This window comes from Caballeronia sp. LZ032, from assembly GCF_031451315.1.
Taxonomy (GTDB): Bacteria; Pseudomonadota; Gammaproteobacteria; order Burkholderiales; family Burkholderiaceae; genus Caballeronia.
The window spans coordinates 292496-315110 of the sequence record NZ_JARUXP010000005.1; the positions used below are offsets into that span (position 1 = coordinate 292496).

Annotated in this window: 23 protein-coding genes; 3 read left to right on the forward strand and 20 right to left on the reverse strand. The window is 61.2% G+C overall.

Going from position 1 to position 22615, the window contains the following annotated elements:
* Nucleotides 1-10: 10 nt before the first annotated feature.
* The 8 genes from traD to QCE69_RS36030 are packed head-to-tail and all read right to left on the reverse strand — an operon-like array spanning nucleotide 11 to nucleotide 9231.
* Entirely contained in the window at nucleotides 11-1882 is a 1872-nt protein-coding gene (gene traD, locus QCE69_RS35995) for a conjugative transfer system coupling protein TraD (RefSeq protein WP_309935686.1), read from the reverse strand.
* Nucleotides 1879-3240 (reverse strand): TraI domain-containing protein, encoded by a 1362-nt coding sequence (locus QCE69_RS36000; protein ID WP_309935687.1) that lies wholly within the window; start codon nucleotides 3238-3240, stop codon nucleotides 1879-1881. The genes traD and QCE69_RS36000 overlap by 4 nt, the downstream gene beginning before the upstream one ends.
* Entirely contained in the window at nucleotides 3240-4244 is a 1005-nt protein-coding gene (locus tag QCE69_RS36005) for a type IV secretion system protein (RefSeq protein WP_309935688.1), read from the reverse strand. Before QCE69_RS36005 ends, QCE69_RS36000 begins: the two co-directional genes overlap by 1 nt.
* Nucleotides 4245-4258: 14 nt before the next feature.
* Nucleotides 4259-5092 (reverse strand): type VI secretion protein, encoded by an 834-nt coding sequence (locus tag QCE69_RS36010; RefSeq protein WP_309935689.1) that lies wholly within the window; start codon nucleotides 5090-5092, stop codon nucleotides 4259-4261.
* On the reverse strand, nucleotides 5050-7512 hold the full coding sequence (locus QCE69_RS36015) for a type IV secretion system protein VirB4 (RefSeq protein ID WP_309935690.1): 2463 nt from the start codon (nucleotides 7510-7512) through the stop codon (nucleotides 5050-5052). The genes QCE69_RS36010 and QCE69_RS36015 overlap by 43 nt, the downstream gene beginning before the upstream one ends.
* On the reverse strand, nucleotides 7506-7769 hold the full coding sequence (locus QCE69_RS36020; protein ID WP_053572942.1) for a conjugal transfer protein: 264 nt from the start codon (nucleotides 7767-7769) through the stop codon (nucleotides 7506-7508). Before QCE69_RS36020 ends, QCE69_RS36015 begins: the two co-directional genes overlap by 7 nt.
* Nucleotides 7770-7815: 46 nt before the next feature.
* The gene (locus QCE69_RS36025; protein WP_309935691.1) at nucleotides 7816-8169 is read right to left on the reverse strand and encodes a conjugal transfer protein TrbC; all 354 of its coding nucleotides are present in this window, start codon (nucleotides 8167-8169) and stop codon (nucleotides 7816-7818) included.
* A gap of 12 nt (nucleotides 8170-8181) precedes the next feature.
* Nucleotides 8182-9231 (reverse strand): ATPase, T2SS/T4P/T4SS family, encoded by a 1050-nt coding sequence (locus QCE69_RS36030; RefSeq protein WP_309935693.1) that lies wholly within the window; start codon nucleotides 9229-9231, stop codon nucleotides 8182-8184.
* 529 nt (nucleotides 9232-9760) lie between these two features.
* Here QCE69_RS36030 and QCE69_RS36035 point away from each other — a divergent pair.
* Entirely contained in the window at nucleotides 9761-10228 is a 468-nt protein-coding gene (locus tag QCE69_RS36035) for a zinc-finger-containing protein (RefSeq protein WP_309935694.1), read from the forward strand.
* 26 nt (nucleotides 10229-10254) lie between these two features.
* On the forward strand, nucleotides 10255-10725 hold the full coding sequence (locus QCE69_RS36040) for a hypothetical protein (RefSeq protein WP_309935695.1): 471 nt from the start codon (nucleotides 10255-10257) through the stop codon (nucleotides 10723-10725).
* Nucleotides 10726-10801: 76 nt separating this feature from the next.
* Here the strand turns inward: QCE69_RS36040 and QCE69_RS36045 are convergent, their stop codons facing one another.
* The 10 genes from QCE69_RS36045 to QCE69_RS36090 form a co-directional block, all read right to left on the reverse strand.
* A complete protein-coding gene (locus QCE69_RS36045; RefSeq protein WP_309935696.1) occupies nucleotides 10802-12088 on the reverse strand; it encodes a DUF2201 family putative metallopeptidase in 1287 nt (428 codons plus the stop codon).
* A 9-nt stretch (nucleotides 12089-12097) separates the two neighbouring features.
* Nucleotides 12098-13012: a hypothetical protein gene (locus QCE69_RS36050; protein ID WP_309935697.1), complete on the reverse strand. Its 915-nt coding sequence runs from the start codon at nucleotides 13010-13012 to the stop codon at nucleotides 12098-12100.
* A 108-nt stretch (nucleotides 13013-13120) separates the two neighbouring features.
* A complete protein-coding gene (locus tag QCE69_RS36055; protein ID WP_309935698.1) occupies nucleotides 13121-14146 on the reverse strand; it encodes an ATP-binding protein in 1026 nt (341 codons plus the stop codon).
* Between the two features lie 250 nt (nucleotides 14147-14396).
* Complete coding sequence (locus tag QCE69_RS36060) at nucleotides 14397-16061, reverse strand: hypothetical protein (protein ID WP_309935699.1); 1665 nt, start codon at nucleotides 16059-16061, stop codon at nucleotides 14397-14399.
* Nucleotides 16016-16474, reverse strand: a complete 459-nt coding sequence (locus tag QCE69_RS36065) for a hypothetical protein (protein ID WP_309935700.1) — start codon at nucleotides 16472-16474, stop codon at nucleotides 16016-16018. Before QCE69_RS36065 ends, QCE69_RS36060 begins: the two co-directional genes overlap by 46 nt.
* Before the next feature lie 228 nt (nucleotides 16475-16702).
* Nucleotides 16703-17167, reverse strand: coding sequence for a hypothetical protein (locus tag QCE69_RS36070; RefSeq protein ID WP_309935701.1), 465 nt, complete (start codon nucleotides 17165-17167; stop codon nucleotides 16703-16705).
* Nucleotides 17164-17562, reverse strand: a complete 399-nt coding sequence (locus QCE69_RS36075) for a hypothetical protein (RefSeq protein ID WP_061167970.1) — start codon at nucleotides 17560-17562, stop codon at nucleotides 17164-17166. Before QCE69_RS36075 ends, QCE69_RS36070 begins: the two co-directional genes overlap by 4 nt.
* 119 nt (nucleotides 17563-17681) lie before the next feature.
* Nucleotides 17682-18143, reverse strand: coding sequence for a glycine zipper 2TM domain-containing protein (locus tag QCE69_RS36080; RefSeq protein WP_053572901.1), 462 nt, complete (start codon nucleotides 18141-18143; stop codon nucleotides 17682-17684).
* 99 nt (nucleotides 18144-18242) lie between these two features.
* A complete protein-coding gene (locus tag QCE69_RS36085) occupies nucleotides 18243-18377 on the reverse strand; it encodes a hypothetical protein (protein WP_279630629.1) in 135 nt (44 codons plus the stop codon).
* A 117-nt stretch (nucleotides 18378-18494) separates the two neighbouring features.
* Nucleotides 18495-18740: a hypothetical protein gene (locus tag QCE69_RS36090; protein WP_309935702.1), complete on the reverse strand. Its 246-nt coding sequence runs from the start codon at nucleotides 18738-18740 to the stop codon at nucleotides 18495-18497.
* A gap of 926 nt (nucleotides 18741-19666) precedes the next feature.
* On the opposite strand from QCE69_RS36090, the gene QCE69_RS36095 reads away from it, so the two are divergent.
* A complete protein-coding gene (locus tag QCE69_RS36095; protein WP_309935703.1) occupies nucleotides 19667-20857 on the forward strand; it encodes a phosphoadenosine phosphosulfate reductase family protein in 1191 nt (396 codons plus the stop codon).
* 58 nt (nucleotides 20858-20915) lie between these two features.
* Here QCE69_RS36095 and QCE69_RS36100 read toward each other — a convergent pair whose 3' ends face one another.
* Entirely contained in the window at nucleotides 20916-22046 is a 1131-nt protein-coding gene (locus QCE69_RS36100) for a hypothetical protein (RefSeq protein WP_309935704.1), read from the reverse strand.
* A 45-nt stretch (nucleotides 22047-22091) separates the two neighbouring features.
* Nucleotides 22092-22565 carry a hypothetical protein gene (locus QCE69_RS36105; protein ID WP_309935705.1) on the reverse strand — a complete coding sequence of 158 codons (474 nt, stop codon included), beginning with the start codon at nucleotides 22563-22565 and terminating at the stop codon, nucleotides 22092-22094.
* Between the last annotated feature and the right edge of the window lie 50 nt (nucleotides 22566-22615).

A 22615-nucleotide genomic window follows, 5' to 3' on the forward strand; every position in this document is an offset into this window, starting at 1 on the left:
ATCTTGTGTTTTAGCCTTCGATGATAGGAATTCGACCTTGGTACACGGCACCGCCAGAGATGCGCATGAAGTACTGCAGATTCGGCAAACTGTGAAGCAGCTTGACGGGAATGAGCGGCACCTTCTCCAGCTGGATGGACCGGGACTGGGAGCCGCTGAATTCAAGCGCGTGCGCCTCGGTCGTGGTGTTGGTGCTGTTGGACACGTTCACCACGCGGATCGCAGTCTCGCCCACCTTGTCCGAGAACCACTTTGCTGTATCTGAGTCCTCTAGTCTAAGCACCACCTGATTATTGAGGTTACCCAAAACCTGCAGCATTTTCGCTGCGTTTCCCAGTTTCGCTTCGAGGTCGGCACGCGCCTGGAATGCGACAAACGCCTTGAATCCCGCACCGCGGCCTTTGTTCAGGATCTGAATCACCTGCTCGTTGATGGCCTCCGCGATCTCATCGATGATCAGCACGACATCGGGCTTCTCAGCATAGAAGTTGTAGATCGCCCCGCACACGGCCGCCACGTCCGACAATGCCATCGAGGCGATTGCCTTCTGCACGATGTTGTTTGATAGCGAGTCGAGCCCCATATACAAGACCGCCTTCTGCTTGATGATCTTGTCGATGTCCCAGATCTCGCGCTCGTCGTCGAAGTCGTCCGCTTTTGGCGCGAGCATGAGACCGGTTTCCCCGGTCGCCAGCATCTGTAGCAGCGGCAACGCGGACGCGATGATCTTCATGTAGTGCTCGCGGTCGTGGGTGTGCGTGGCGATCAATCCATCGATCGTCTCGTGCCCGCGATCGTGAGCGGCGAAGCGCTCGAGATACAACTTCACCATCCCGTCAATCAACGAGGCGTCGTTGCGGCGCTGCGCGTCTTTTACGGTCGCCGTCACCGTCAGTTCTTCCCAGTCGGTGAGGCCCTTCTCGATGAAGAAACGCCGAAGCCCGCGGTCGAGTAAATTAGCGATGCCTGACTGTGCGTATTTGAGGATCGAGCGCAGGTTGGGCTTGTCGCCGACATACAGCTCGCCTTTCACGGCGCGGTCAATGAAGAGAAAGGCGAAATCACGGAACTGGCCTTCCTCCATCAACTGAGCGATGCGCGACGGGATTTCCGACGGCTGCGACCAGTTCTCGAGCGGGTTCAGGCGGATCGACTCATGCGGCTTCGCCTGATTGAAGTACAGGAACTTGCGCCCGGTGCGCGCGCACTCCTTCTCCACGCGCTTTTTCCACTCGTCATCGTTCTTCGGGTCGACGATGATCAGGACGTCCTTCGGGTTGTGGATCACCTGCGTGGAGATGACTTCGTAGGTGCGGGTCTTTCCCGCGCCAGTCGTGCCCGCCACCAGCGTGTGACCGCCCATCGCCTTATAGTGAAACGGCACCTCGACCTTCTTCTGCTCCATACCGTGGATCCAGGACGATCCCTGCGGCATGCGATCGCGAATGCTGTCGCGCGGACCGAATAGCCGCTCGATGCGCTCCTCCACGGTCCGGCCTATCTCGGTTTTCGGCAGCCACTTCGGCAACGACGGAATGTCGGTTACGGGCATCCGGAGGATTTCGTGGGCAATCTGCGTATGCTTCTGCGTCCACTCGTATCCGATGCCCAGATACATCGAGTCCGCTGTCTTCCGCATCGCGTTCTGCGTGGCAAGAAGGTTTTCGATGCGAATCTTGCTCAGCCATTTCGTTGAGATGGCCATGCGAAAGCTCAGTGCCTTCCATATCTGGAGCGCACGGATCGACAGCAGGGCCGCGCCGGCTAGCGCAAACGCCCAGCCGTATGGCATCCCGGAGATCAAAATGCCAACGATGACGATGGGCCAAACGAGAAACGGACGAAACTCGTAGATCGGACGGAAGTGATTGACGTAGTTCATGCCGCGGGTCGCTCCACGATGAGACGTCCGGCGCGCTCAACGATGCAAATGTCATTGCCGTGTGCGCGCATGAGGAGACTGCGCTTCTTGAGTTGTTCGACAAGGGTATCGCTCGTGATGCCGTATCCGCCGACGAGCCGCTTCTTGACGGCCAGCCCCTTCTCTTCCCACGTCACTTCCGCCTTTCCGGTCGCCACGTCGCCAGCAAGGGCTTTGAAAAACTCTTTCAGCATTGCAGCGCCGGGTCCCAGGAGTTCCGTCAATTCTTCGTCAGTCGGACCAACTCTGCTTGCATTGGACCTTGCGGGACGCGCTGCGGCAGGGTCGACGGGCGCCGGGCGCGACGCAGGCGCGCTCGGGCCGGTCGAGGGCTCAGCCGCGGCCGCACCAGCGGCCTGTGCTTCGCTGCGCTCCAACGCATCGAGCAACGACTGAGAGAACTTCGGCGCAGAGGCACTGGCCTGCTGCTCCGACGCGGCCGTTGCTCCAACAACGGCATCGTTCTGCGCGGACACGTCGGCTTGAGGCGCTGAAGCGGCGGCCGCCGACGGCCGTGCCTGGCCTGCGGAAGCATTGACAGTCTCCGGGGCGGGCGTCGCGACGAACTGCGGCTCAAGCGCGAGCGCGACGTGCACGGCTGAGGGAACGTCATACTTGACCGGCGCGAAGACGGCGCGTTGCGCCTTGCGTTCAAAGTCCACCGCAACGTCCATGGCCTGCCGCACCACCTTGTGGACGAGGGGTTCGAACCCCTGCGGGCTGCGCTCAGGATTGATCGCGTTGAAGAGGTCGTCCAGCACCGTTGTGTCGAACCCTGAGAGCAGCTCGGGTGTGATGACGGTCTGGGCAAACATGGCGGTGCGCATGCGCTCGCTTTTCAGTGGCGTCACACGCCGCTCAACCGCAAACTGACCGGCTCCGATCCACGTGCCGAACGCCCCGTGCGCCGCCGGATTCCACTTCGTGCGGTCCGAGAGCCGCACCATCTCGAAGTGGCGAAATGGCTCGTCCAGCAGCGTGCACGCAGCGGCCAGGAAGACGGCGTAGTTGTATTGCGGCTCCAGCCGGCGACGCTTGTCAGACGTGAGGTCAGCCGCGAACTTCTGCCCACCCGCGAGCCGCATGGCATAGAACGTCGATTCGATCGTCGCGCGGAATGCACCGCCCGGCTCGCAATGCAATTCGGGCGTCAGCGGCATGGAAGAAAACCAGTTCGCGCAGCGACGTAACACTGCGAGCCACTTGCGCGCGAACTCCGTTTCGGTGCTCTCGTTCGCGCATTGTCGAACAAGCTCAATGCGCTTCTGGTGCGTGGCGAATAGGTCCTCGGCAAGGATAGCTTCGTGAGCGGTGGTCATCACATGAAACCCTTTGCCAACTTCAGCGCCGCAGTGCCCGTTGCACTTGCACCGCCGCCAAAGATCGCCGCAAGCTTCGGAATCTCGAGCGACAACAACAGGATGAATATCGCCAAATTGAAGACGTAGATCGAGTTCACCGTTGTGGCCCCACCAACGCCAGACGCCTTCGACACCGCATCGCCGATCGACGATCCAATGAGTTTCATCAGGATCGCGACGACGACGACATACATTCCGGCGCTGATCATCCAGTCCAGCCACTTAACGAAGTAGTTGCGGGTGTAGGACGAGAAGCCGAGAGCGATCGCGATTGGCCCAAGCACGATTCCAATGGCCGACTGAATCTGCCCGACTGCCGAGTAGTAGATGAACACGATCGCCGCCAAGCACATCAAGAACGCGGCCAGCAACATGACCATCGCATCAGACAAGACCGCGGGAAAGTTCCAAAGGCTGATTGACGTCAGTTTCTCCTTTAGCCCGTCGAAGATGACCCCCGCCAAATGCGCCATCTGCCCACCCGTCGACGAGTCCGAGGCGCCGCTGATATGAGCCGCCAGTTGCTGAAACCATGTCCAGAACCCGCTCGCGCTCGCCGTGTAGCCGAGGTAGAGGGCAACGAAGATGCCAAGTACAGCGACCTCCTCGAATAAATTGACCCAAGCAGAGATCGGGTGATGGGTGCCGGCGAATCGAACACCGACGAGGACCAGCGAGATGACGCCCAAGCCCCAGGCGAACTTGTTCGCCTCGTCCATCACGCCCGAACTCGCAGTGATCGCGTTGGGTATCAAATTGCCTACGAGCGAATCGATTTGGGTGACTGCCGTCTGCGCGCCCTTGCCAAAGTCGCCGTCCGGACTGGCAAGGAGAGCCGCCGACCCAGCGGCGGTCGCAGAACTCGCAGACGCATTAGCCGCTTGGGCAAGCGCTCCAGCCGGGAACATCGCCGTGGCGACGATCGTTGCCAAGAGCAGGACAACAATCCGAAGTGTGGCCATGCAAGAACGCGCCATCACTGCCCCAGTACTTTTGACGACCCGATTTGCGCGTCGAATGCAGCGCGCTGCTGGTCTTGCTTTGCCTTAATGGCCGCTTGCGTCGCATTGTTCGTCTGCTGGTCCGCGACCGTCGCCGAATCCTTCACCGCATCGCTGCGCTGCTTCGCTGCCATCATCGTAAGAAGGTCGCTGTTCTGACTGGAGATGATGTCCAGCATGTGCGTGGTCAATTGAGCGGTGGCTTCCATCGTCGGCGACATGTTCAGTTGGTCCTGGATCTCCTGCCGGCGCTTCGCGAGCGTGCTCACATGCGAGATGACGTCGTTGCCCTGCTGGAACAGCTGCTTGGCAGTCTTGTCGTTGTTCTGCAGCCGCGTGTTTTGGTCCGTGAACCACTGCTCGGGCGTCTTTCCCGACTGCGTGATCAGAGCCTGCACCTTGCTTGCGTACTCGGCGTTGTTCTGCAGCCCACCGTACAGGTCCTTCAGTGCGTCGGTGTACTTGGTCAGGCTTGAGATGTCGCTCGTGATGCTTTTGAATTGCGCAAGCATCGCGGACGGATCGAGGTTGGTCGCCTGCTTGAGCTGGTTAAGCATCATCTGGTACTGATAGACCAGGTTCGAATCCTGATAAACCTCACCCTTCACGGCGGCCACTGCCGTCATGGTGTTTTGAAGGAAGTTCGATGCGTCGAACACGGGCATGTTCGCGTAGGTCTGCTGGACGAGACCAACCGTCAACACGCCGGTCGCGGCGATGCAGCGGAGCAATTTTTTCATCATGGCGGTACCTTGCAGATAAAGCGTTAAGCGTTGACGAGTACGTCGCGCACGTACTCCTCCTGCCACTGTGGGCTGCCGGACTTGACGTGCTTGTCGAGGAGCGCCTGCGCCCGGCCGTCCGAGCGGAGGTAGGCGAGCGCTTCTTTCGGGAACTGGGCCTGCAGCATCCGGCTTTGCTTCGCCGTCACCCACAGGTAATCGCGATTGGGCACTGCGTCCGAGATCATCTTGATCTGATGCGGCGTGAGGCCGAACACATCGCGGTACAGGTTTTGGTTGTTGATCGCGTCGCTGTTGGGCAAATAGATCAGGTTGGGAATGTTCTCTTTCAGAATCTCGAAGTTCGGCACGCGTGCGAGTTGCCCAAGAGACTGCGTCGCCATCACCAGTGCCGCGTTGAGCTTTCGGATCGTCACCGCCCAGATTTCAAGGCGCGCATAGAACTTCGGGTAGGTAAAGAAGAAGCCTGCCTCTTCAATCTCAATCACGGTGTAGCGCTTGCCGTCGAGAATCTGCGCGATCCGGTAGAACGCGTAGTCCATGAACAACGCGGCGGCCACCGGGAAGTTCTGGAACAGGTCGCCCATTTCGATCGACAAATCGTCCGAGATTGCGAAGCCGTCTTCGGCGTGATCGAAGAACTTGCCGTTCTTGTTGCCTTCAGTCCAAACCTGCAACCGTTCACGCAAGTCCGCAGGCAGCAGCGTGATCAAACTCGACAGACGCCACTTTTCAGGCGGGAAGCCCAGCGCCAGCGTCTTGATTCGGTCGAAGATTTCGGTCTGCTGCTGCGGCGTGCACGTGTAGTCCTCGCCCTCGATGGCAAGCTGCACCCAGTCCGCGACGTAAGACCAGTGCTTTTCTTCGCCAATCAGGGAAAGCGGATTGACCGAGGTCGCGGCCTCGAAGCGGCCGGTGGCATCGATGAATCGACCGCCGCCGAGCAGTGTCGGTATCCGCGTCGAGCGGTCCTTGTCAAACCGGATGCGGCGCGCGCCGTGGCGGCCCGTCTGGGTCATCAGGTAATTCAGAAACACGGACTTACCCGCGCCGATTGGACCGACGACGAGTGTGTGCGCCTTGCCGCCCGGATGATGCAAGTCGAAATACTGGAGCGTGCGATGGCGGGTCGGCAGGCACGTGAGCGGGCCGGTTTTCGTACCGGACTGCTGCGTCAGCCATTCGTTGACCTTCGAACCCTCGCCCACACTGCAAAGCGGGGCGATGTCGGACACGGCGGGCGTCTCAACGAACTGCAGACGCCTTTGCTGGTCCCACCGGCCCGGCAGCGTCGCGCTCCACGAGGCGAAGAGGTTCGTTTTCTCGAGGATCACACCGAAGCCAGCATTGCCGATGACGCCGACCACCTGACGCGTTGCATCCTCGCACTCCTCAGGGGTGCTCCCATAGACGACCACCGAAATGTTTGCGAAGCCGTACTGCTGGCCTTCGGCGTCGAGCTTTGCGAGCGCGTCACCCGCTTCCTTCGCGAGAATCTCACGGCCTTCGTCGTTCTTTTGCTCTTCCTTTGTTGCCCACTGCTTGAGGATGGCGACCGGATTGAAGGCCGCAACCTTATAGAACCCTCGAATCTTCCTGATGTACGCGCTTGCCCGCGAGGTGTCGAGGAAACGGAACATTACGCAGACGTCCAATTCGGCGTCCACCTGCGAGAGCACGTCGAGCGCCGCCTCTTGAAAGCCCATCCATTCCTTGATGCCGATGATGCGGGCGTACACCTTGCCGTGCGCCGATTCGAACATCAGCTCGGTCGCGCCTATCGTGACTTCGGTCTCGGTCAGATGCGTGTCCAACATCGTGACCGGATAGCGCACGCGGCGCTTGGGCGTCGACGGATTCGCTCGCTGATGCAAGAACGACAGGACGTTCTGGAGCTGCAGCCGCTTCATCTTCAGGCGCGTAACGCCGCCGACGAATCCGTCGATCACCGACTCGAACCGCTTAATCTCGTTCTGGATCTTGGTCAGGTCGAACGCGAAGGCGCTGCGCGCGAGAATCGTATCTTTCGCCGCTTCGAACATCGCGACAGCCAGATTCTTGCCGCCGACCGTCATGTGATAGCCGATCTTGTCGAAGATCCGCGAGATGCCGGTTTCAGACGTGAACGCCAGCGCGAGCGAGTGCGAGTTCTTGAAGTACTTGCCGCTGCCGATGATCGCTTGATTAATCGCGTCGACGCGCGCATCCGCTTCCGACGCGAACGTGCCGTCGATGCCTCCGCGCACGCGCCGGTGCGACATGCGCCACCACGCGGTGATGCGGTGATCGAAGTTGCGGCATGCATGGTCGAGATTGTCGCGGGCGGCGGTGATGTCGCCGGGATTTGGCGAGTCAGCGTCGATGCCTTCAAACTCGAACACGGTCAGCAGCGACCCGTCCTTGTTGAGCACCAGTTCGGGCGTAACCATCGTCGCCCAGGGCGCGATTTCCTGCACCGCGCGCTTGGTGAACATCATTTTCAGCATGGAAGGTCCTGATCAAACCCATACGGACGCTTGAAGCGCGCGCTAAAACGGCTGCTCGGCCCCGGCTCATAGACGTCCGGGTAGCGGTTGTACACCAGCATCACGATTCGCCACCACGGGTCAGTCGAGCTTTTCCAGCGCAAGAACACATGCACCACCACGCCGACAAGGAGAAATCCAGGGGTCCAGCTCGTGTAGGTGAGCAGCGCCGTCATCGTCCCGTTGAAAATGGCGAGTCCCCGGTCTGCGCCGCCCATCTGGCGCGGCAATGAGAGGCCTCGACTAACCTTGTGCTGGCGCATATCAGCAGGCGTTGGCCATGTGGAAGTGGCTCTGCATGATCGGCACAGCGACCGACGCAATACCGAGCCCCACCAGCACCACCGAGAACGTCTTGGCGATATTGCTTTCCGAGTTCGCCACTGCGACGCCGCCAAGCGTGATGAGCACGATGCCGATGCCGTACAGGTACGGGCCGCTGATCAGGTTGCTGATCGTGCAGATGATGTCCGTCAGGCCCGTCAGGTTCGAAAAGTCCCCCGCTGCCATCGCGGCCACCGACACCACGCTCAGCAGCGCGCCGACCAACATCGACTTGCCCGGGCGCAAATGCTTCGCGACCGTGGCGGCTCTATTCAGTACATTCTTTCCCTTCATTTGATGCTCCCCTTAAAAAACGCGTTGTAGGTCGTAATCGTTGTTTTTGAATCCCCGGATTTCGAGGATCTCGGAGACGTGCCGCATCTCGCCGGTGCGCTTGAAGTGCACGACGTAGTTGAAGCAGTCAGCGATGTTTTTGCGCATGTCTTCCAGTTCCCAGCGTGATCCGGTCGGGATGCCGAGCATGGCGAGCGATTCCAAGCGGCTGAGCGCCGTGCGCCCATTGTTCGCGTGGATGGATGCGAGACCGCCGTCGTGGCCGGTGTTGAGCGCCTGCAGCAGGTCGTAGGCTTCGCCGCCGCGCACTTCGCCAACGATGATGCGGTCAGGCCGAAAGCGCAGACACAGCGCGACAAGCAGTTGCGTCGTGACGTTGGTATCGGCGTTGGAGAGCAACCGCACGCGATTGGGCACGTGCAGCTTCAGTTCCATCGTGTCCTCGATGGAGATGACCCGCTGGTCTGGCGGGATCTGCTCGATCAGCGCATTGAGGAACGTCGTCTTACCCGCGGATGTGCCGCCGGCGACGAGCACGTTCTTGCGCGACTGGACGAGCGCAACGAGCGCGCGCATGAGTGCTTCGTCCTCGATGCCGTCTTCGAAGTGAATGGCTTCCGCAAACTCCGGTCGCGCATTCGCTGCCGAGAACGCCCCCATGTTCACGTAGTCCGACAGCGTGAGCTTCGACTCTCGATGCTTCCGGATGCTCAGCGCATGGCCGTCGATCGACGTCGGGCTCATGACCGCCGCGATACGCAGGTTCTGGTGACCGGCGTTGATCATGCCCTTGTCGCTACCCGCCTTCGCCGATTTCTCAACGGAAGAGGCGAGCGAATGGATTGCCCCTTCCAGCTGTTCCGGGCGCAGGTCGATGTTCTCGCGCGTCATCACGCCGCGACGCTCCACCCAGACGTTGCGGTAATCGTTAATCATGATTTCCGCGAGGTCGGGCGAGTCGAGCAGCTCGCGCAGCGGCGAAAGCGCATGGAAGAACATGCGCACGGCTTCCGCTTCCAGGGGGCGCAGCTTTAGGACTTGATTGTCGGCAGACTCGGACATGCGATGCTTTGTGGGCTATCTAACATGTCGGATATTGTTGTTGTTGGCAGACGTGCGCAGGCACTGAAAGAGGCGTCAAATTGAGCGGCTTTCGCGGCCGTAGATGCGCTCAGGCAGAGCAGCGCTCGGACGATACCCTGAGCTCACAACATCTGTGACCGAGGTCGACGGCTCGCATTTTGGTTGAGCGAGCCCAGTGACGCTATCCGGATAGCGGCCGTTTTGGGGAATGACGCATGAAAACATATAGCTTTCGGGTTAAGCGCGACCGGAAGTAGCTGTTAAGTGTTTGCCGCAAGCACTTGGCTGTCATGACCCCATTATGAGCGAGACATCCTTCGGGGCGCGCCTGGAAGCCATCCCGCCCAGCACCGGCGAAGGCGACGTGGCCCTCATAGACGAGCGGCAGCAGCGAACTCGACGGCTGCCTCGCCCGCATCACTCCATAAATGTAGGCCGTGGCCGACCAAAGACTGCTTCAGCAGACACGCCTGCTATATTGGGTGTTCCCGTCCCGGAGTCTTCGGCGATGCGCGTCGGAAAACCAGTCAAGCCTCTTCCCAATCCCAATTGCGACTACTGCGGCATGCAGGCGACGCTGGTGCACGCCGGCGACGACGCCTACCCTTACCGTGACGATCACGGCCCGTTGTGGCTTTGCGCGGACTGCCTGGCGTGGATCGGCGTCTTTCCGCGCAGCACCCGCCATGTACCGCTCGGCCGTCTCGCCGACGCGCGCCTGCGCGAACTGAAGGCCAAGCTCCACGCAGCGCTCGAGCCGTTGGTCGCGGCGAAGGTCCGGCGGGATGGCTGCAATGTGTTCGAGGCGCGCGCCAAAGCGATGAAATGGCTGGCTGGCGAGATTGGGGCGGATGCGCAGAAGTGCTCGATCCATTCGCTCGACGCGGACCAATGCGAGCGCGCGATCGCTGTCGTCGAGCGTTTTCGACGCGACCGCACCGTTACCCCTTCAGAAACGGCGTGGGAAGATCGTTAACCCGGGCAGTCAACCAAACGTTTGCTATGTCTCGCACCCTTCCCTTCCAGCGATCCGCTCAAGCGGCCCGTGCGCGCCTGACCAAGGCGCAACTGCTCCCGATCCCGCGTGCAATCGCCGATGACCTCGCGCTTCGTGCCCATCTGTCGTTGGAAGCGATCCGCGGCGCCTGCGACCACATCGGCCCCGCGCAGCACATCACCGAAGTTGTGTTGCTCGGCAAGTTCCTCAGTGAGGCCGGCCACGGCGAATTCTCGCTCGAATCCCTGATGGCGGCCGACCGGGCGATGGCCGAGGTGTTCGAAGGCGGCAGGCAGACCGGGACGTGGGGGGTGTCGTCGGAGTCCGCCTTTGCCCTGCTTGCTGCCATCGTCAGCATGTACGACAGGCAACTCCATAGCGCAACGCTCGGCGCGCTGACCACGGCGAGCGACCGTCTGGACCGGTTCAAGGCGGGCGATGCGTACCAGCCGCTGCAGAAGAAACGCCGCGCCTGAGCCCGCGCGCAGTCGAAAAAAAAAGCCCGGCATGCCGGGCTTTCGTTCTTCAGGGAATGCCCGGCCAAGCCGGGGACTAACAAATCACCTCCATGGTTTCGCCAAACGGCGCTTTCCGAGCCCGTGCCAAAGGCGTGGTTGAAGCCCACAGCACCGGGTAATGCGGCGCGACCGTCGGGAAACGCCCCACCATATCTGTCAGATAGACCAGAAAGGCGGGGTTCATGCCGTCCTGTGCCACGCGGTTGAACGGGTCGACGAACGCCGTTCCGCCTCCGCCGCGTACAGGTTTGATATCGGGTGAGTCGCCTCGCTCAAAGATCTGCACCTGTGTCACGCGGGTATCGCAATCCATCACGATTAGCCGCGCGGGCTTCAACGAATGGAAGACCGCGAGAATCTCCGCGTCGAACTGCGCCTGCGTCTCGTCGAACACTGAGCCGCTGGAGTCGCGTACAAAAACCGCATCGCCGATCGCCGGTGTATGCAGCGACGGCAGATAAAAGCCGAGATGCAGATACCGGCGGTTAGGCGTTGCAAAGCTGTAGTCCGACGGCGACGATTGCTGCGCAAATCGATGCAGCACTGAGCGCCAATCCACGACAGGCCGTACTGCCTCGCCCGCCATTGCCTGCAGATCGCCGGGAAGCTTGCCGCGCATCGCAGCCGCTTTCGCGGCCTGGGTGACGGCAACCTTCCACTCCGCTTCCTTTACCGGTTTGTCCGGCCCCTTGTAGGACCGCACTTCACCGAAGGAGCCGGGATGCGAAGGCTGATCGCCGGGCGACTGCCCCGGCGCGGTGCCGTTCTGGCCACCCGGCTTCGAGGGCTGCTTGCCGCTCGGCTGCTGCTGATCTTGCGGACTCGGCTGCGGCTGCTGGTTCTGCGGCTGCTGGTGATGCTGCGGCGACTGGTTCTGCTGCTGCTTCTCCTTCGCCTCCTGCGTCAGCAAACCGTAGATTTCCTCCGCCGACTTGCCCGTGTAGCGCGGATCGACGAGCGCCCCCTTCGGCAGAACCATGCCCGAGGACAGCACGATCGGGTTGATCGCGTAGTCACAGGCGTCGTTCCATCGATCCGGGTCACGCGCGCCCTGCCTCCAGCAATGGCCGTTGGCTACGTGCAGCACTTCGTGCGCGACGACACCCCTGACTTCAAGGTCGCTGAGCGATTCCATGTACGTCGGGTTATATCCGAGCGTTTCTCCATCCACCCAGAACGTCTTGGCAGTTGGATCCTCGCGCACATTCAAACGGAGCGCGAGCACCCCGAAAAATGGTTGCGAGAGGACGAGCTCGGTCCGCTGCCGGGCAATGCGCGGATGGACCGCGCTACTGCCCAACACCACATCGTTGCGGTCCATGACGCCCCCTTATGCGACGAGGCGCAGTTGGCTCGAGTGCACCGATTCAACTTCCATCGACTCCGGCTGCATGCCCATGAACGCGGCCATCAGCCCTTCAATCTCCTGTGCCTTGCTGGCCACCTGGGAGCGAAGCACGCGCGAGTCCTTCAATTCCGCGCCCGTGTGCACGGCCAGATGCGCCTTGGCCTGCTCGAGGATGTGCGTGAGCTGCGGGTCGTTCGCGAAGTTGAGCTTTGGCAGCAACGCGCAGAGCTCGCGCACGTTATTGGCGACGTCGAGCCGCACGTTGCCCGTCGCATACAGCCGGTTGGCCATCTGCGACACGGCTTCGTACAAACGCCGCGCCAAGTCCTCGTTCGCAGTCGCGATCGAGGCCAGAACGTGCTGGTCCAGCTCGCTCTTGAGCGTGTTGAGCACGTTCGCCGGAAGCTCGACGCCGAACTGGCTGGCGTCGGGAAACGGCAGAACCGCCATCTTCACGCCGAACTTCGTGGACAGTTCCGCGAGGGTCGGATAGTCCGCCTCGTTGAACAGCCCATTCAGTTCTTCGCGAGCCGCCTCCTTCAGGTTCAAGTAGTCGGTGAGAAACACGGAGACCGCCAAGTCGAACTCGTCTTTCAACGAGCGCATCTTTTCGGCGAAATCCATGTAGACCATCGTCGGCAGTAGCCGCACGCCCAACTGGTCGTACTTCAGCGTGTGGTCGTAGAGGTACGAGCGGATGCGGCCGGCGAGCGTCACGACTTCCGCAAAGCTCGGCGCGTGCTCGGGCAACAGGCGTTTATTGAATCTGCCGATGCCCTTCGCGTGGTGCTTGCTCTCGACTTCCTGCGTCACCTTGCCGTCGAAACGGCGGGCAACCCAGGTGGAAATCGTGACGGAGCAGAGCATGACCTTCGATTGGATGGAAGTGATGTCCATGAGAAAACCTCGTCGAAATGGAATGGTTAAAGCCAAAAAAAAGGCCCTGTGCGTCCGAAGACACGACAGGGCCAACATGGGTAATGCTGAGAAAAGCGGAGTGCTTGGTTACTCGCCGCGGATGATCTTGCCGATCTCCCCGCCTTGCGCGCCAATGAAGGCATAGGAGTTCTGGATCTGCGGCGTGCGCTGCACTGCATCGCGCACCAGCAGCGCCGCGAACTCGCGGTGCCCTTCACCGATCAGACGCTCGGTGTAACGCACAACGCGATCGAAGTTGTTTTCGTTCGCGCGTGCCGCAAGCGCTGCCGCGATCGCGTACAACGCGGAAGGCGTCGTCGGGATCATGGCCGTGTCGGGCGCAAGAAGAATCGCGTCCGGATTCGGCAGCTCGCGGAAGATCTGGAGGAACGCGACGAGTTCGGTCGCGGCACCCTCTCCCACCGAACCGGCGTAGGAGATGTGCTCCAGGTGCTTGGGGACTACATCCATGGTTTTCGCCACGAAGCCCCAGCTACGCGGGCTCGGCGCATTCTCGATGTCGCGCGACGTCTTCTGCACGGACAGCAAGTCCGGACGGAAGCGCAAGAACGCGACGAGCGCGGGCGGGATGTTTCCGCGCACGGCCCACTGCGTCCAGTCGTCGATGGTCGGTTCAAGCTCGACCACGGTGGCGAAACGGGAAATCACCGGATCTAGAATCCCGGAGACACCGGCGTTGTCCGTGCGGCGATTCGTGGCCGCGAGAAACGTGACCTGCGGTGGCAGGACGTGCTCCCCGACGCGCCGCGCGAGCAGCAACTGCATCTTCGCGGCTTGCACGGCGGGCGAGGCCTGCCCGAGGTCGTCCAGAAACCAGATCAGCGGGCGTCTGGCCGTCATCGCGCGTTCCAAATCCCCGAACGGCAGGAACTTGGCGGTCGTGCCATCGGGCGAGGGAAACGGCAACCCTTTTGAGTCGGTCGGATCCTCGACAACCGGGTGGCTGATGAGCAGTTCGTGATCAGTCGCATGCGCGGTCTGTTCAACGATATCGCTCTTGCCGATGCCGGGGCGGCCTGTGATGAGCACCGGCAGACGCTTCGGCACGTACAGCGAGAGGAGTTCGGTAAGTTGAGCGGGCGTGACTTTCATGATGGCTTCCAAAGAGAAGCCCCATAAAGACTACGCCCGTAGGGACGTGGTCCCTGTGGGGCAAGATATGAAAAAGCCGGCTCGTAGCCGGCTGGTCGATGCGTCAGTGACGCGGGTGATAGATGCAGTGTAGGGATCGGGCGGTCAGGCAATCCGTGCAAAGGTCGCTAATTCAGGGTGCCTTAAGCCATCTCGACGGCCGACGCGGCGAAAAAAAACCCGGCACGCAGCCGGGTTGGTCGAAAGTGAATCAGCTTGCGCGCTGTTCGAGCGCCACGCGCGCATAGGCGAGCGTACCGTCGTTCGCGCGAAGCGATACCTGCAAGTGCCGCACAGGATCAGCGAGCGCGTAACGCACGCTCGTCCCCTGCCGAACGCTCACGATCTCGGAGAAGCCTTCGGCGATCGTCCTGTCCACCCACTGCGCACCAGTCACGACTGCACCGTCTTGCATGCGGATACGCGAGATTTCAGCCGCCTCACGAGCGCGTGCGACTTCGCGCGCGACACGCCTTGACTCACGTTGCGAGACCGACAACGCCTCCCACTCTGCTTGCTGCACGGCGTCCATACCTGCCAGGTCGAAGATGCCCCGGCGCCGAGCCGCGGCGCGAACGCCGATGAGCTTGATGCCGAACACCTCGCGCACCGCTTGCTTGGTCGCCCGGTTGGCGTCGTCTGGCCGGTCCAGGATGCTGAGGAGATAGGACATGTCGGCCGTCTGCACTGCCTTCGCGACCTCGTTGGCGAAGGTGTGCGTATGCCTGCCGTGATCCAGAATGGCCAGTTGCGAGTCGAGTTGAAAGCGGCGTGCGCTGATGCTGCCCAACTTCCGCGCCTTCTCGAGTTCCGCCAGCCGGTTGTCGCGCGAGCGATCGGCGAGCGTACGCCGCAGCACTTCCGCGAACTGACAGGTCGGCGAGCCGACGTCGACAGGCTTCAGGTACGCCTCCGGCAAAGAGTGCGCTTCGAGAATACCCTTTGCGTACAGCAAGTCGTCGACTTCGACTGTCGTCGGCTCCTTCGGCGCGAGACCCATCACCATCGCGAGCAGCGCGGCATTGTCGGAGGTGATCGCCTGCTTCGAATGGCGCATCACCGTTGCCAGCGGCACCAGCTTCGTAAGCGGCAGCGCACCGCGCAACTCCGGCACCGCGAGAAGCGGCTTCGCCCATTGCAAATCGGATTCAAACTTCGACAACGAAGCGTAGTCGTCGATCACCGCTTGCGGAACGGGCTTGCCCGCCGCGAGCGCGTAGGCGACATGAACCTCGTGCCGACCATTGCTCTGCCGGTTGTCCAGGATCGGGCCCGCGTAGCGGAACCCGAACCGGCGCTGCGACTCGTCTTGCAGGAGCTCGAACAGATCGAGCCCGCGACGGCCGCTCTTTGCCGCTTCTTCGTTGGCTTGCGCCATCTGATCCGAGGAGAACAGATACAGCGGCTCCCGCGCCAGATCGAAAGCCAGATAGAGCAGTTGCCAGTGCTCGCGCCGGATTTGCCACGGCTCAAGCGCGGCGAACGACGGTCTGAAGTAAGCCGCGTCGATTTCGTCGATGAGCGACAGGAAAAGGGTCGTCGCCGTCCCGGGCCGACGAACGGTGAGCTTACCGTTGAAGCGAGTGACGGATACGGGGTGGCTGAAGAACGTGAGAGCGATCTCTGCCGCGTCGACTGCTGCCACGCACGTGTCGTCTCGCAGGAAACGGAGCACTTCGAGGATCGTGCGGAAAGACTGGGCGAAGCCCGAGAAGGAAAGCTGGTACATGGTCGACTGCCTCGGAAAGTTGCGGGCAATCGCTCCCTGTCGGGTCGATGCCCGGCAAGGGTTAAATGCGCCGAAACGGGCGCGGGGAAGCTGAAAAGCTATTACGCCGCGTCGAGTAGACGGGCGATCAGACGAGCGAGCGACCACGCGTGGTCACTGGAGAACACCTTGGCGCGAAGCAGCGGCATGATCGCGCAGGTCCGATCAAGCGAGTCGCTCAGCCGCGGTCGACTGACGAAGTCCACATGAACGATCCAGCCTTCCGAGTTGCCGATGCACACAGACACGGAAATCCGATCATGTGCCGACGGTTCAGGCCACGGTCGGTTGTGGCGTGCTCCGTACATCGCTTCGTTGGCGTCGTCCTGCAGGTTCGCGTGACAGAGCCATTCCGGTTCGAGCTCCGTCCCGCGCAAGAAGCGGCACAGACCCTCGAAAACCTGATCGACCGTCTTGCCGTCGGTGTTCAGCCGGGCGACTGACTTGACATCGACGGCGCCAGAAGCGGTGATACCGCTGGTGACAGCAGCCGGCAGCACATCGGCGTTTGCTTGAGACATAAACTGCTCCTGAAATGAAAAACGCGCCCGAAGGCGCGCCAGAAAAAGAAAGTCGAAAAAAACCGCACCCTGGAAGGTGCGGTTTTGTCTTTTGACTCAGCTTGCGCTGTGTCGAATCATTTGCCCCAATCGCGTTCGCGATCGGCTTTACGGCCATTGTTGGACGTCCACATGAAAAAAGCTGCAATGGACACGCCAAGCACTAACGTAAAAATCGATGCACCCATTTCACTCTCCTTTCATTGCGTGATAACCCGCGTACCACAATACTACTCCAAGCGACGCGAGAATCGTTGCCCCCACGACAGTCGAGAGGTTCCAGGACGATGCGGAGTGGACGTAGCCCACAGTGCCGCCGATAGACGCAGCCGATAGCGTATGGAGGTAACGCCCGTTCTGCTGGCGTTGGTCCTTCGACGGCGTCGCGACCGCATGCAGGATTTGGCGGATTCCCGGGGGCGGGTCTGCGGGAAGAACAACCACATATCCGCCGTTGACGACCGGCGTAACCGGCAAGACGTGGCCTCTGTACTCCAGGCTGAACGCCGGAGAACACTCAGACTCGTCCATCTTGCTCAACAGTCCGAGCAATCGCGGAGCCAAGTGAACCCGGCCTGTCGCGGGATCGAGCGTCACTCGGTCCACAATGGTGGTGCCGGAGCTGTACTCGATTTTCACCTTCGCCAGTTTCATCGACGACCTCCGCACTTCAAGTCGATGCCACCGGCCAAACGCAGGCCGTCCAACATCGCTCGATAGCCCGCGAGCGTCTCGAGTTGCGTCAGGGCGACGTGATTCTCACCACCGCCCGTCAGGTCGGAGCGGCCGCGCCGGGTTCTGAAGCTCAGCGCGACACCCGAACCGCCTCGACGCTCCAGCACGTCGACAAACAACGTCTCCGTGCGCAACGACACCCGTACCGCAGAGCTGCCGCGACGCGTATCGGTGACGATCTCGTGAGCATGCGCCGGAAGACGCAAGTCTTGGGCGACGCGTCGCAGAACGCGCGCCGCATGACGTTGCAGAGCCGCTTTCGCGCCGGCATTGGCACTACTGCGGTCCGCATAAAACACTCGGGGAAATTTCATGATTGCCTCATTGCAGACGAGGCAGGTCCCTTGCGGGGAGCCTGCCCCGCAAGTGTTGGCGCGATTTTCACCGCGCATTCAGAAGATGCGTACTGCGATGGTCGAGGCGTTACCGCCAGTTAGTGGGTGATCCGGTAGCCGGACCCATTCGAGACGAGAAACACCTGCTGACCCGCGGCGAACTGCTGATCGTCGACCTGCGTAACAACCACCGTCTGACCGTTTGCGCGACGAAGGAAAACTTCGACACCGCTGTGGCGAGACATAGCGGCGCTTACGCGCTGAGCGACCAACCCGGAAACGGAGCCGGAAAGCGCGCCGGCAATATAGCGGCCGCTCCCGTTGCCGATTACTTGCGAGCCCAGGAAGGCACCTGCTGCTGCGCTGACGATCGATGCAATGCCCGACGAGCCAGAATTGCTCTCGATGGTGATCGGACGCACGCGCAGGATGGTTGCCTGCTCGAACTGGCCGATGCGTTGAACGTCGTAGCGCTGGTAGGTATCCGGCGAGCCGAAGTCCGCCGTGGCGCAGCCAGTCAGAACCGAAAGAAGCATCACGGAACAGAAAAACTTGATCATTGATCACCTCGATTGAATGTGAGGCAATCCATTCCCGAAGGGGCTGGTTTGCCCCAAAGGGAAGAGAAACGGGAAATACGCAGCGAAAAGCTACGTGAGTCAGTGGGTGAACGAGGCGATTGCCGTCGAAACGTACACAACGACAACGAGAAACGACAGCATCTTCCAGGCTTCGGCGTCCTGCTTGGCGTACCAGGCGAGGCTGCTGAAAGCGTGTTTGAGCATCGGAAACATGGGCAACTCCTGAGAAAGGTAGGAGCCGCCCTCGATGGGAGGCTCCCATCAAGGAAAGATTTGGACGTGAAGAAACGGCGTCCAGCAGGCTGCACTGGACGCGTCATTTATGAAGGCCTACGCGGGGGCACGGCTGAGGTGATGCAGTCTGACACGACCGCTTTGCACCAGATGCCGTTCGGCTTGGGGATTGAGCGAATAGTCCCAGTCCACCATAGCCGTGCCGTCGCTCCACACCGAATGAATACGTCCGGTGTAAAGCTGCGGCGGACTGACCTCGACGTCCTGACCAACCACACGCTGATTCGCCATGAAACCGTTCTTGCTGGAAACTTTGACGACAGGTGCGAGATTGCGAGGCATAGACAGCTCCTAAAAAAAATGGGAGCCGTCTCCCGTGGGATTGACTCCCAACGGGACGAAAAAAGGCGACCAACGAGGGTCGCCTAGAAGATTGCCGTCAAAGACGGCTGGAGAGAAGATGGTCCTCCAGCACGCTGGAGGGGTAGGTCGATGCGCAAAAGCGCGGGGAATGGAGCCAGTCTACGGAGTCGGCCGCGCGGTGGGTGTCCGAAAGCTCAACGATTCGCTATGGCTTTCGCTCAGAAACGAGAAGGAACTGCCGCTGGTCACGCACGACAATTACCCGGCTCGGGACCGGAAGCGCACATCCAGGACGAAAAAAAAGCGCCTGCTCCATTGCTGGAGCGGCGCTTGAAAGTCCGTCGCATATCCGAGGGCCGTCGACGAACCTGAAAGAGAGGCCATTCTAGCCATCGACACCGGCGCCGATGAGTTGAAAGAGCCGCTAAAAACGCCGCGATTCATAGACAGCGGGCCGACGCGAAGGGGCGCGCCCGACCGAAGCACAAGGTACGAGTAAGTGATAGATGGCGTAACAGGGCGAAAGAAAGGCCACCCAGGGACGCGCCATGGGTGGCCTCAGTGCGGTCTCTCAAGCACCCTTATTAGCGGGTAGGGACAATATAGACTGACAAATTGAATCCAAGTGTTCGAAACATCACGTTCTCTGCGTCGGACGCCGGCCCGTCTTACCTGTAGGCGGGCTTTTTCTTGCGCATCGGAGATTAGCAACTAAGCTATTACTGCGTGTCCTCTGGCTGTGGGCGCGCTGTTGTAGATCATCCAAGTCTTGGCCCGCTATCGTTCGCCGCGATGCGGGCTTTCTTTCGCCCGGTCTGGCGCGCAGCGGGCGTCGGAGCCCCGCCCGCCTTGACTTTGCGCTGTAGCTGCGAAGATGAATCATCTACCCCGATTCTTCTTCGACCATGCTCCAGACCATCGACTTGTCCTCGCTTCGCACCCGTTCACACGCCTACATCCCAGCGCGTGCCCGTAACGTCGCACTCACGCCGGAGGTGTCGGCGCTGCTCGAGACCGATGCTGTCGTCGCGATCGGCGTGAGCGGCGGCAAGGACAGCGTCGCCTGTGCGCTCGCGGTCGCCCGCCATCTGGATGCCATCGGCCACACCGGTCCGCGCATCCTCGTCCATTCCGACCTCGGGCGTGTCGAGTGGAAGGACAGCGGCCCGGCGTGCGAGCGGCTTGCTGCCCACCTCGGCTGGGAACTGCTGACCGTCCGTCGGCAAGCAGGCGACATGCTGGCTAGATGGGAGAAGCGCTGGTCGAACAATGTTGAGCGATATCGCGATCTCTCGTGCGTGCGGCTGATCCTGCCTTGGAGCACTCCCGCTCTCAGGTTCTGCACCTCAGATCTAAAGCGCGGGCCCATAAATAGCGCGTTGAACAAGCGCTTTCCGACGCACAACATCGTGAACGTGACCGGCGTGCGCCGTCAGGAAAGTACCGCTCGCAGCAAGATGCCGGTATCGGCACCGCTCGATGCGCTATCGACCAAGGGGCGGACGAGCGCGACATGGAATGCGATCATCGAATGGACGGTCGACGAAGTCTTCACTGAGATTGCTGCGGCCGGACTGGCGCTGCACGAGGCGTACACGGTGTACGGTGCGTCGCGCGTCTCATGCGCGTATTGCATCATGAGTTCGTTGGACGACCTGCGAGCAGCGGCAAGCTGCGCTGACAACCACGACGTCTACCGTGAGATGGTGCGGCTCGAGGCGGAATCGACCTTCGCCTTCCAGGGTCAGCGATGGCTGGCAGACGTCGCGCCCCACCTCCTGTCGCCCGAACTGGCGGCCGACGTCGCACGCGCAAAGGCAGCGGCCATCGAGCGCCAAGCCATCGAGGCGGAGATACCTGCACATCTGCTTTTCTCGTCGGGGTGGCCGACCGTGCGCCCGACGCCCGACGAAGCGAAGCTGCTCGCGAGCGTGCGCCGCCGCGTCGCTCAGACGGTCGGCATCGACGTCGCATACGTCAGCGGTGCCGATGTCCTGCGCCGGTACGACGAACTGCTAGCACAACGTCCCGGCGCACCCTTGGCAACAACGCCCGGAGCGACGACGGTCCCTGCCCAAGCCAGCTTCGCTTTCTAGCGGGCGAAAAAAAAGCCACGCCCCGGAAATCCGGGGCGTGGCGTTGATCAAAACAGCACTAGGCGAGACACAGCGAGAGCTGAACGTCCGCCGCAAAGAATGCAGGATCCGGCTCGGCGCCTGCGCGCGTGACTGCCACCTCCCACTGGAGTTGCGCATCGCTGAAGGAACCCAGCCCGTACAACAGCCGGTCGGTGTCTTCGCGATTGAGCAAGTCGCCGAACGCAAAGCTGAAGACAGCCGGCGCAGATGCGTCCTCAGCCACGAGGCCGAGCGTTCGTGCAAGCTCGTCAGCGCGGCGGACCTTCCACTCCTCGGTGCCTTCTGGCGAACGCGTCACGGTGATGCGCGTCGCGGAAGGGACCTGCGGGGCGTTGCTCACCGCGTCACGGAACGCTGGAATCGCCTTCTTGGCGAAGCCCGGCGCTTCCATCTCCAGCGGATAGGCAACCTCCGTGACGAACGAACCGACCGCGCTGTACTGCCAGCCAGCGTGACGCCACGGAGCTGCACCCATTGCGACCAGCACATTGTGTTGGTCGATGGAATGACACCGCACCTCGGGCATCCGCTCCATCGCCGTCTTCGTTGCCGACGGCACCGGCACCTCGATCTGGGCGGCCCCACAGTCGTACTCCTTGAGCACTCGCCACACGCTGAGCGGCCCGCTGTTCCCGTAGATTGAGAGCAGCAGGTCGATGTCCGCATGCAGGGAAACGCTCAAGCTGCCGCCGACCAACTCATCGATACGGGACTCGAAGCCTGCCTGGATCAACGACAACCGGACGTCATCGAGCTGCGACTCAGGCACCGCCGAGTAGCACGACGAGCCGACCGACAGATCGATCGCCCGATCCCGAAGCAGCGCGGGCTTGGCGAGTTCACTTCTCCAACTCGCGATGTAGTTTTCCGGCCGGATCGATCCATTGCGGCTTCGGAGCATTCCGCCTTCGCAACTGGTCGCATGCGAGAAGACGCGGCGCATGACCTGCGCATAGTTGCCCAGCGCGACAGCCGACCAGTGGTCGGTGTGCGGATAGACGTTCGACTCATAGCCGCGTTCGAACAACGCGTAAATCCACTCGCCGTCCGCCTTTTGCAGTGCGCCTGCGCGCTTGCCCGTCAGAATTGAAGAACCCATGTTTTGCTCCATTGGTGCGGGGAGCAGCCCTTGCGGGCTGTCCCGCAAGGGTAGAAAAGACGGCCCCGTTACGGAGCCGATGAAATGCCTGTATCAGGCGAGGCGTTGGTGCAGGCGAACCGGCTGCGCACGGGTGAGCCAGTGCACGGCACACAGCAGCCCCGCAACGTCGCCTGCCATCTGCGCAAGCTGTGCCGCGTCATGCGTAGCTCGGTACTGCAGGTAATCCCAGCCCATTGTTGTCAACGCAAAGTAGGCAACCGCGCCGATGAAACAGGCGAACATCCGGCAGCGGGTTGTCGACTGCGTCCAGCAGACCGGCAACACCAGCAGAGACAGCGTGCCGAACGCGGCGAGTGCGTGCTCCAACGTCGATGGCAACGCGCTGCACAACCCAGCCTCGAGCGCCCTTAGACCCTGATGCGGGAACTCATACCCGAGCCAGCGATGGACCATTGCCGCAGCGATAGCCGCAAGTGCAAGCAACAAACAGCGAAGAATTCCCGCGACGTTGTTGCCATATTGAGCCGAGGGTCCGGCACAAAACCAGTTACTGATTTTTTTCATCTTGTTTTTCCGTTGATGAAGTTGAGAAATAGAGACTCGCCCACGCGTAT

Excerpts from the sequence above, each read along its gene's own strand:
- traD (WP_309935686.1), bottom strand. The coding sequence starts at position 1,882 with ATGAACTACGTCAATCACTTCCGTCCGATCTACGAGTTTCGTCCGTTT.
- QCE69_RS36000 (WP_309935687.1), bottom strand. The coding sequence starts at position 3,240 with ATGACCACCGCTCACGAAGCTATCCTTGCCGAGGACCTATTCGCCACG.
- QCE69_RS36005 (WP_309935688.1), bottom strand. The coding sequence starts at position 4,244 with ATGGCCACACTTCGGATTGTTGTCCTGCTCTTGGCAACGATCGTCGCC.
- QCE69_RS36015 (WP_309935690.1), bottom strand. The coding sequence starts at position 7,512 with ATGCTGAAAATGATGTTCACCAAGCGCGCGGTGCAGGAAATCGCGCCC.
- QCE69_RS36020 (WP_053572942.1), bottom strand. The coding sequence starts at position 7,769 with ATGGGCGGCGCAGACCGGGGACTCGCCATTTTCAACGGGACGATGACG.
- QCE69_RS36025 (WP_309935691.1), bottom strand. The coding sequence starts at position 8,169 with ATGAAGGGAAAGAATGTACTGAATAGAGCCGCCACGGTCGCGAAGCAT.
- QCE69_RS36030 (WP_309935693.1), bottom strand. The coding sequence starts at position 9,231 with ATGTCCGAGTCTGCCGACAATCAAGTCCTAAAGCTGCGCCCCCTGGAA.
- QCE69_RS36035 (WP_309935694.1), top strand. The coding sequence starts at position 9,761 with ATGCGCGTCGGAAAACCAGTCAAGCCTCTTCCCAATCCCAATTGCGAC.
- QCE69_RS36040 (WP_309935695.1), top strand. The coding sequence starts at position 10,255 with ATGTCTCGCACCCTTCCCTTCCAGCGATCCGCTCAAGCGGCCCGTGCG.
- QCE69_RS36045 (WP_309935696.1), bottom strand. The coding sequence starts at position 12,088 with ATGGACCGCAACGATGTGGTGTTGGGCAGTAGCGCGGTCCATCCGCGC.
- QCE69_RS36050 (WP_309935697.1), bottom strand. The coding sequence starts at position 13,012 with ATGGACATCACTTCCATCCAATCGAAGGTCATGCTCTGCTCCGTCACG.
- QCE69_RS36055 (WP_309935698.1), bottom strand. The coding sequence starts at position 14,146 with ATGAAAGTCACGCCCGCTCAACTTACCGAACTCCTCTCGCTGTACGTG.
- QCE69_RS36065 (WP_309935700.1), bottom strand. The coding sequence starts at position 16,474 with ATGTCTCAAGCAAACGCCGATGTGCTGCCGGCTGCTGTCACCAGCGGT.
- QCE69_RS36070 (WP_309935701.1), bottom strand. The coding sequence starts at position 17,167 with ATGAAACTGGCGAAGGTGAAAATCGAGTACAGCTCCGGCACCACCATT.
- QCE69_RS36075 (WP_061167970.1), bottom strand. The coding sequence starts at position 17,562 with ATGAAATTTCCCCGAGTGTTTTATGCGGACCGCAGTAGTGCCAATGCC.
- QCE69_RS36080 (WP_053572901.1), bottom strand. The coding sequence starts at position 18,143 with ATGATCAAGTTTTTCTGTTCCGTGATGCTTCTTTCGGTTCTGACTGGC.
- QCE69_RS36085 (WP_279630629.1), bottom strand. The coding sequence starts at position 18,377 with ATGTTTCCGATGCTCAAACACGCTTTCAGCAGCCTCGCCTGGTACGCC.
- QCE69_RS36090 (WP_309935702.1), bottom strand. The coding sequence starts at position 18,740 with ATGCCTCGCAATCTCGCACCTGTCGTCAAAGTTTCCAGCAAGAACGGT.
- QCE69_RS36095 (WP_309935703.1), top strand. The coding sequence starts at position 19,667 with ATGCTCCAGACCATCGACTTGTCCTCGCTTCGCACCCGTTCACACGCC.
- QCE69_RS36105 (WP_309935705.1), bottom strand. The coding sequence starts at position 22,565 with ATGAAAAAAATCAGTAACTGGTTTTGTGCCGGACCCTCGGCTCAATAT.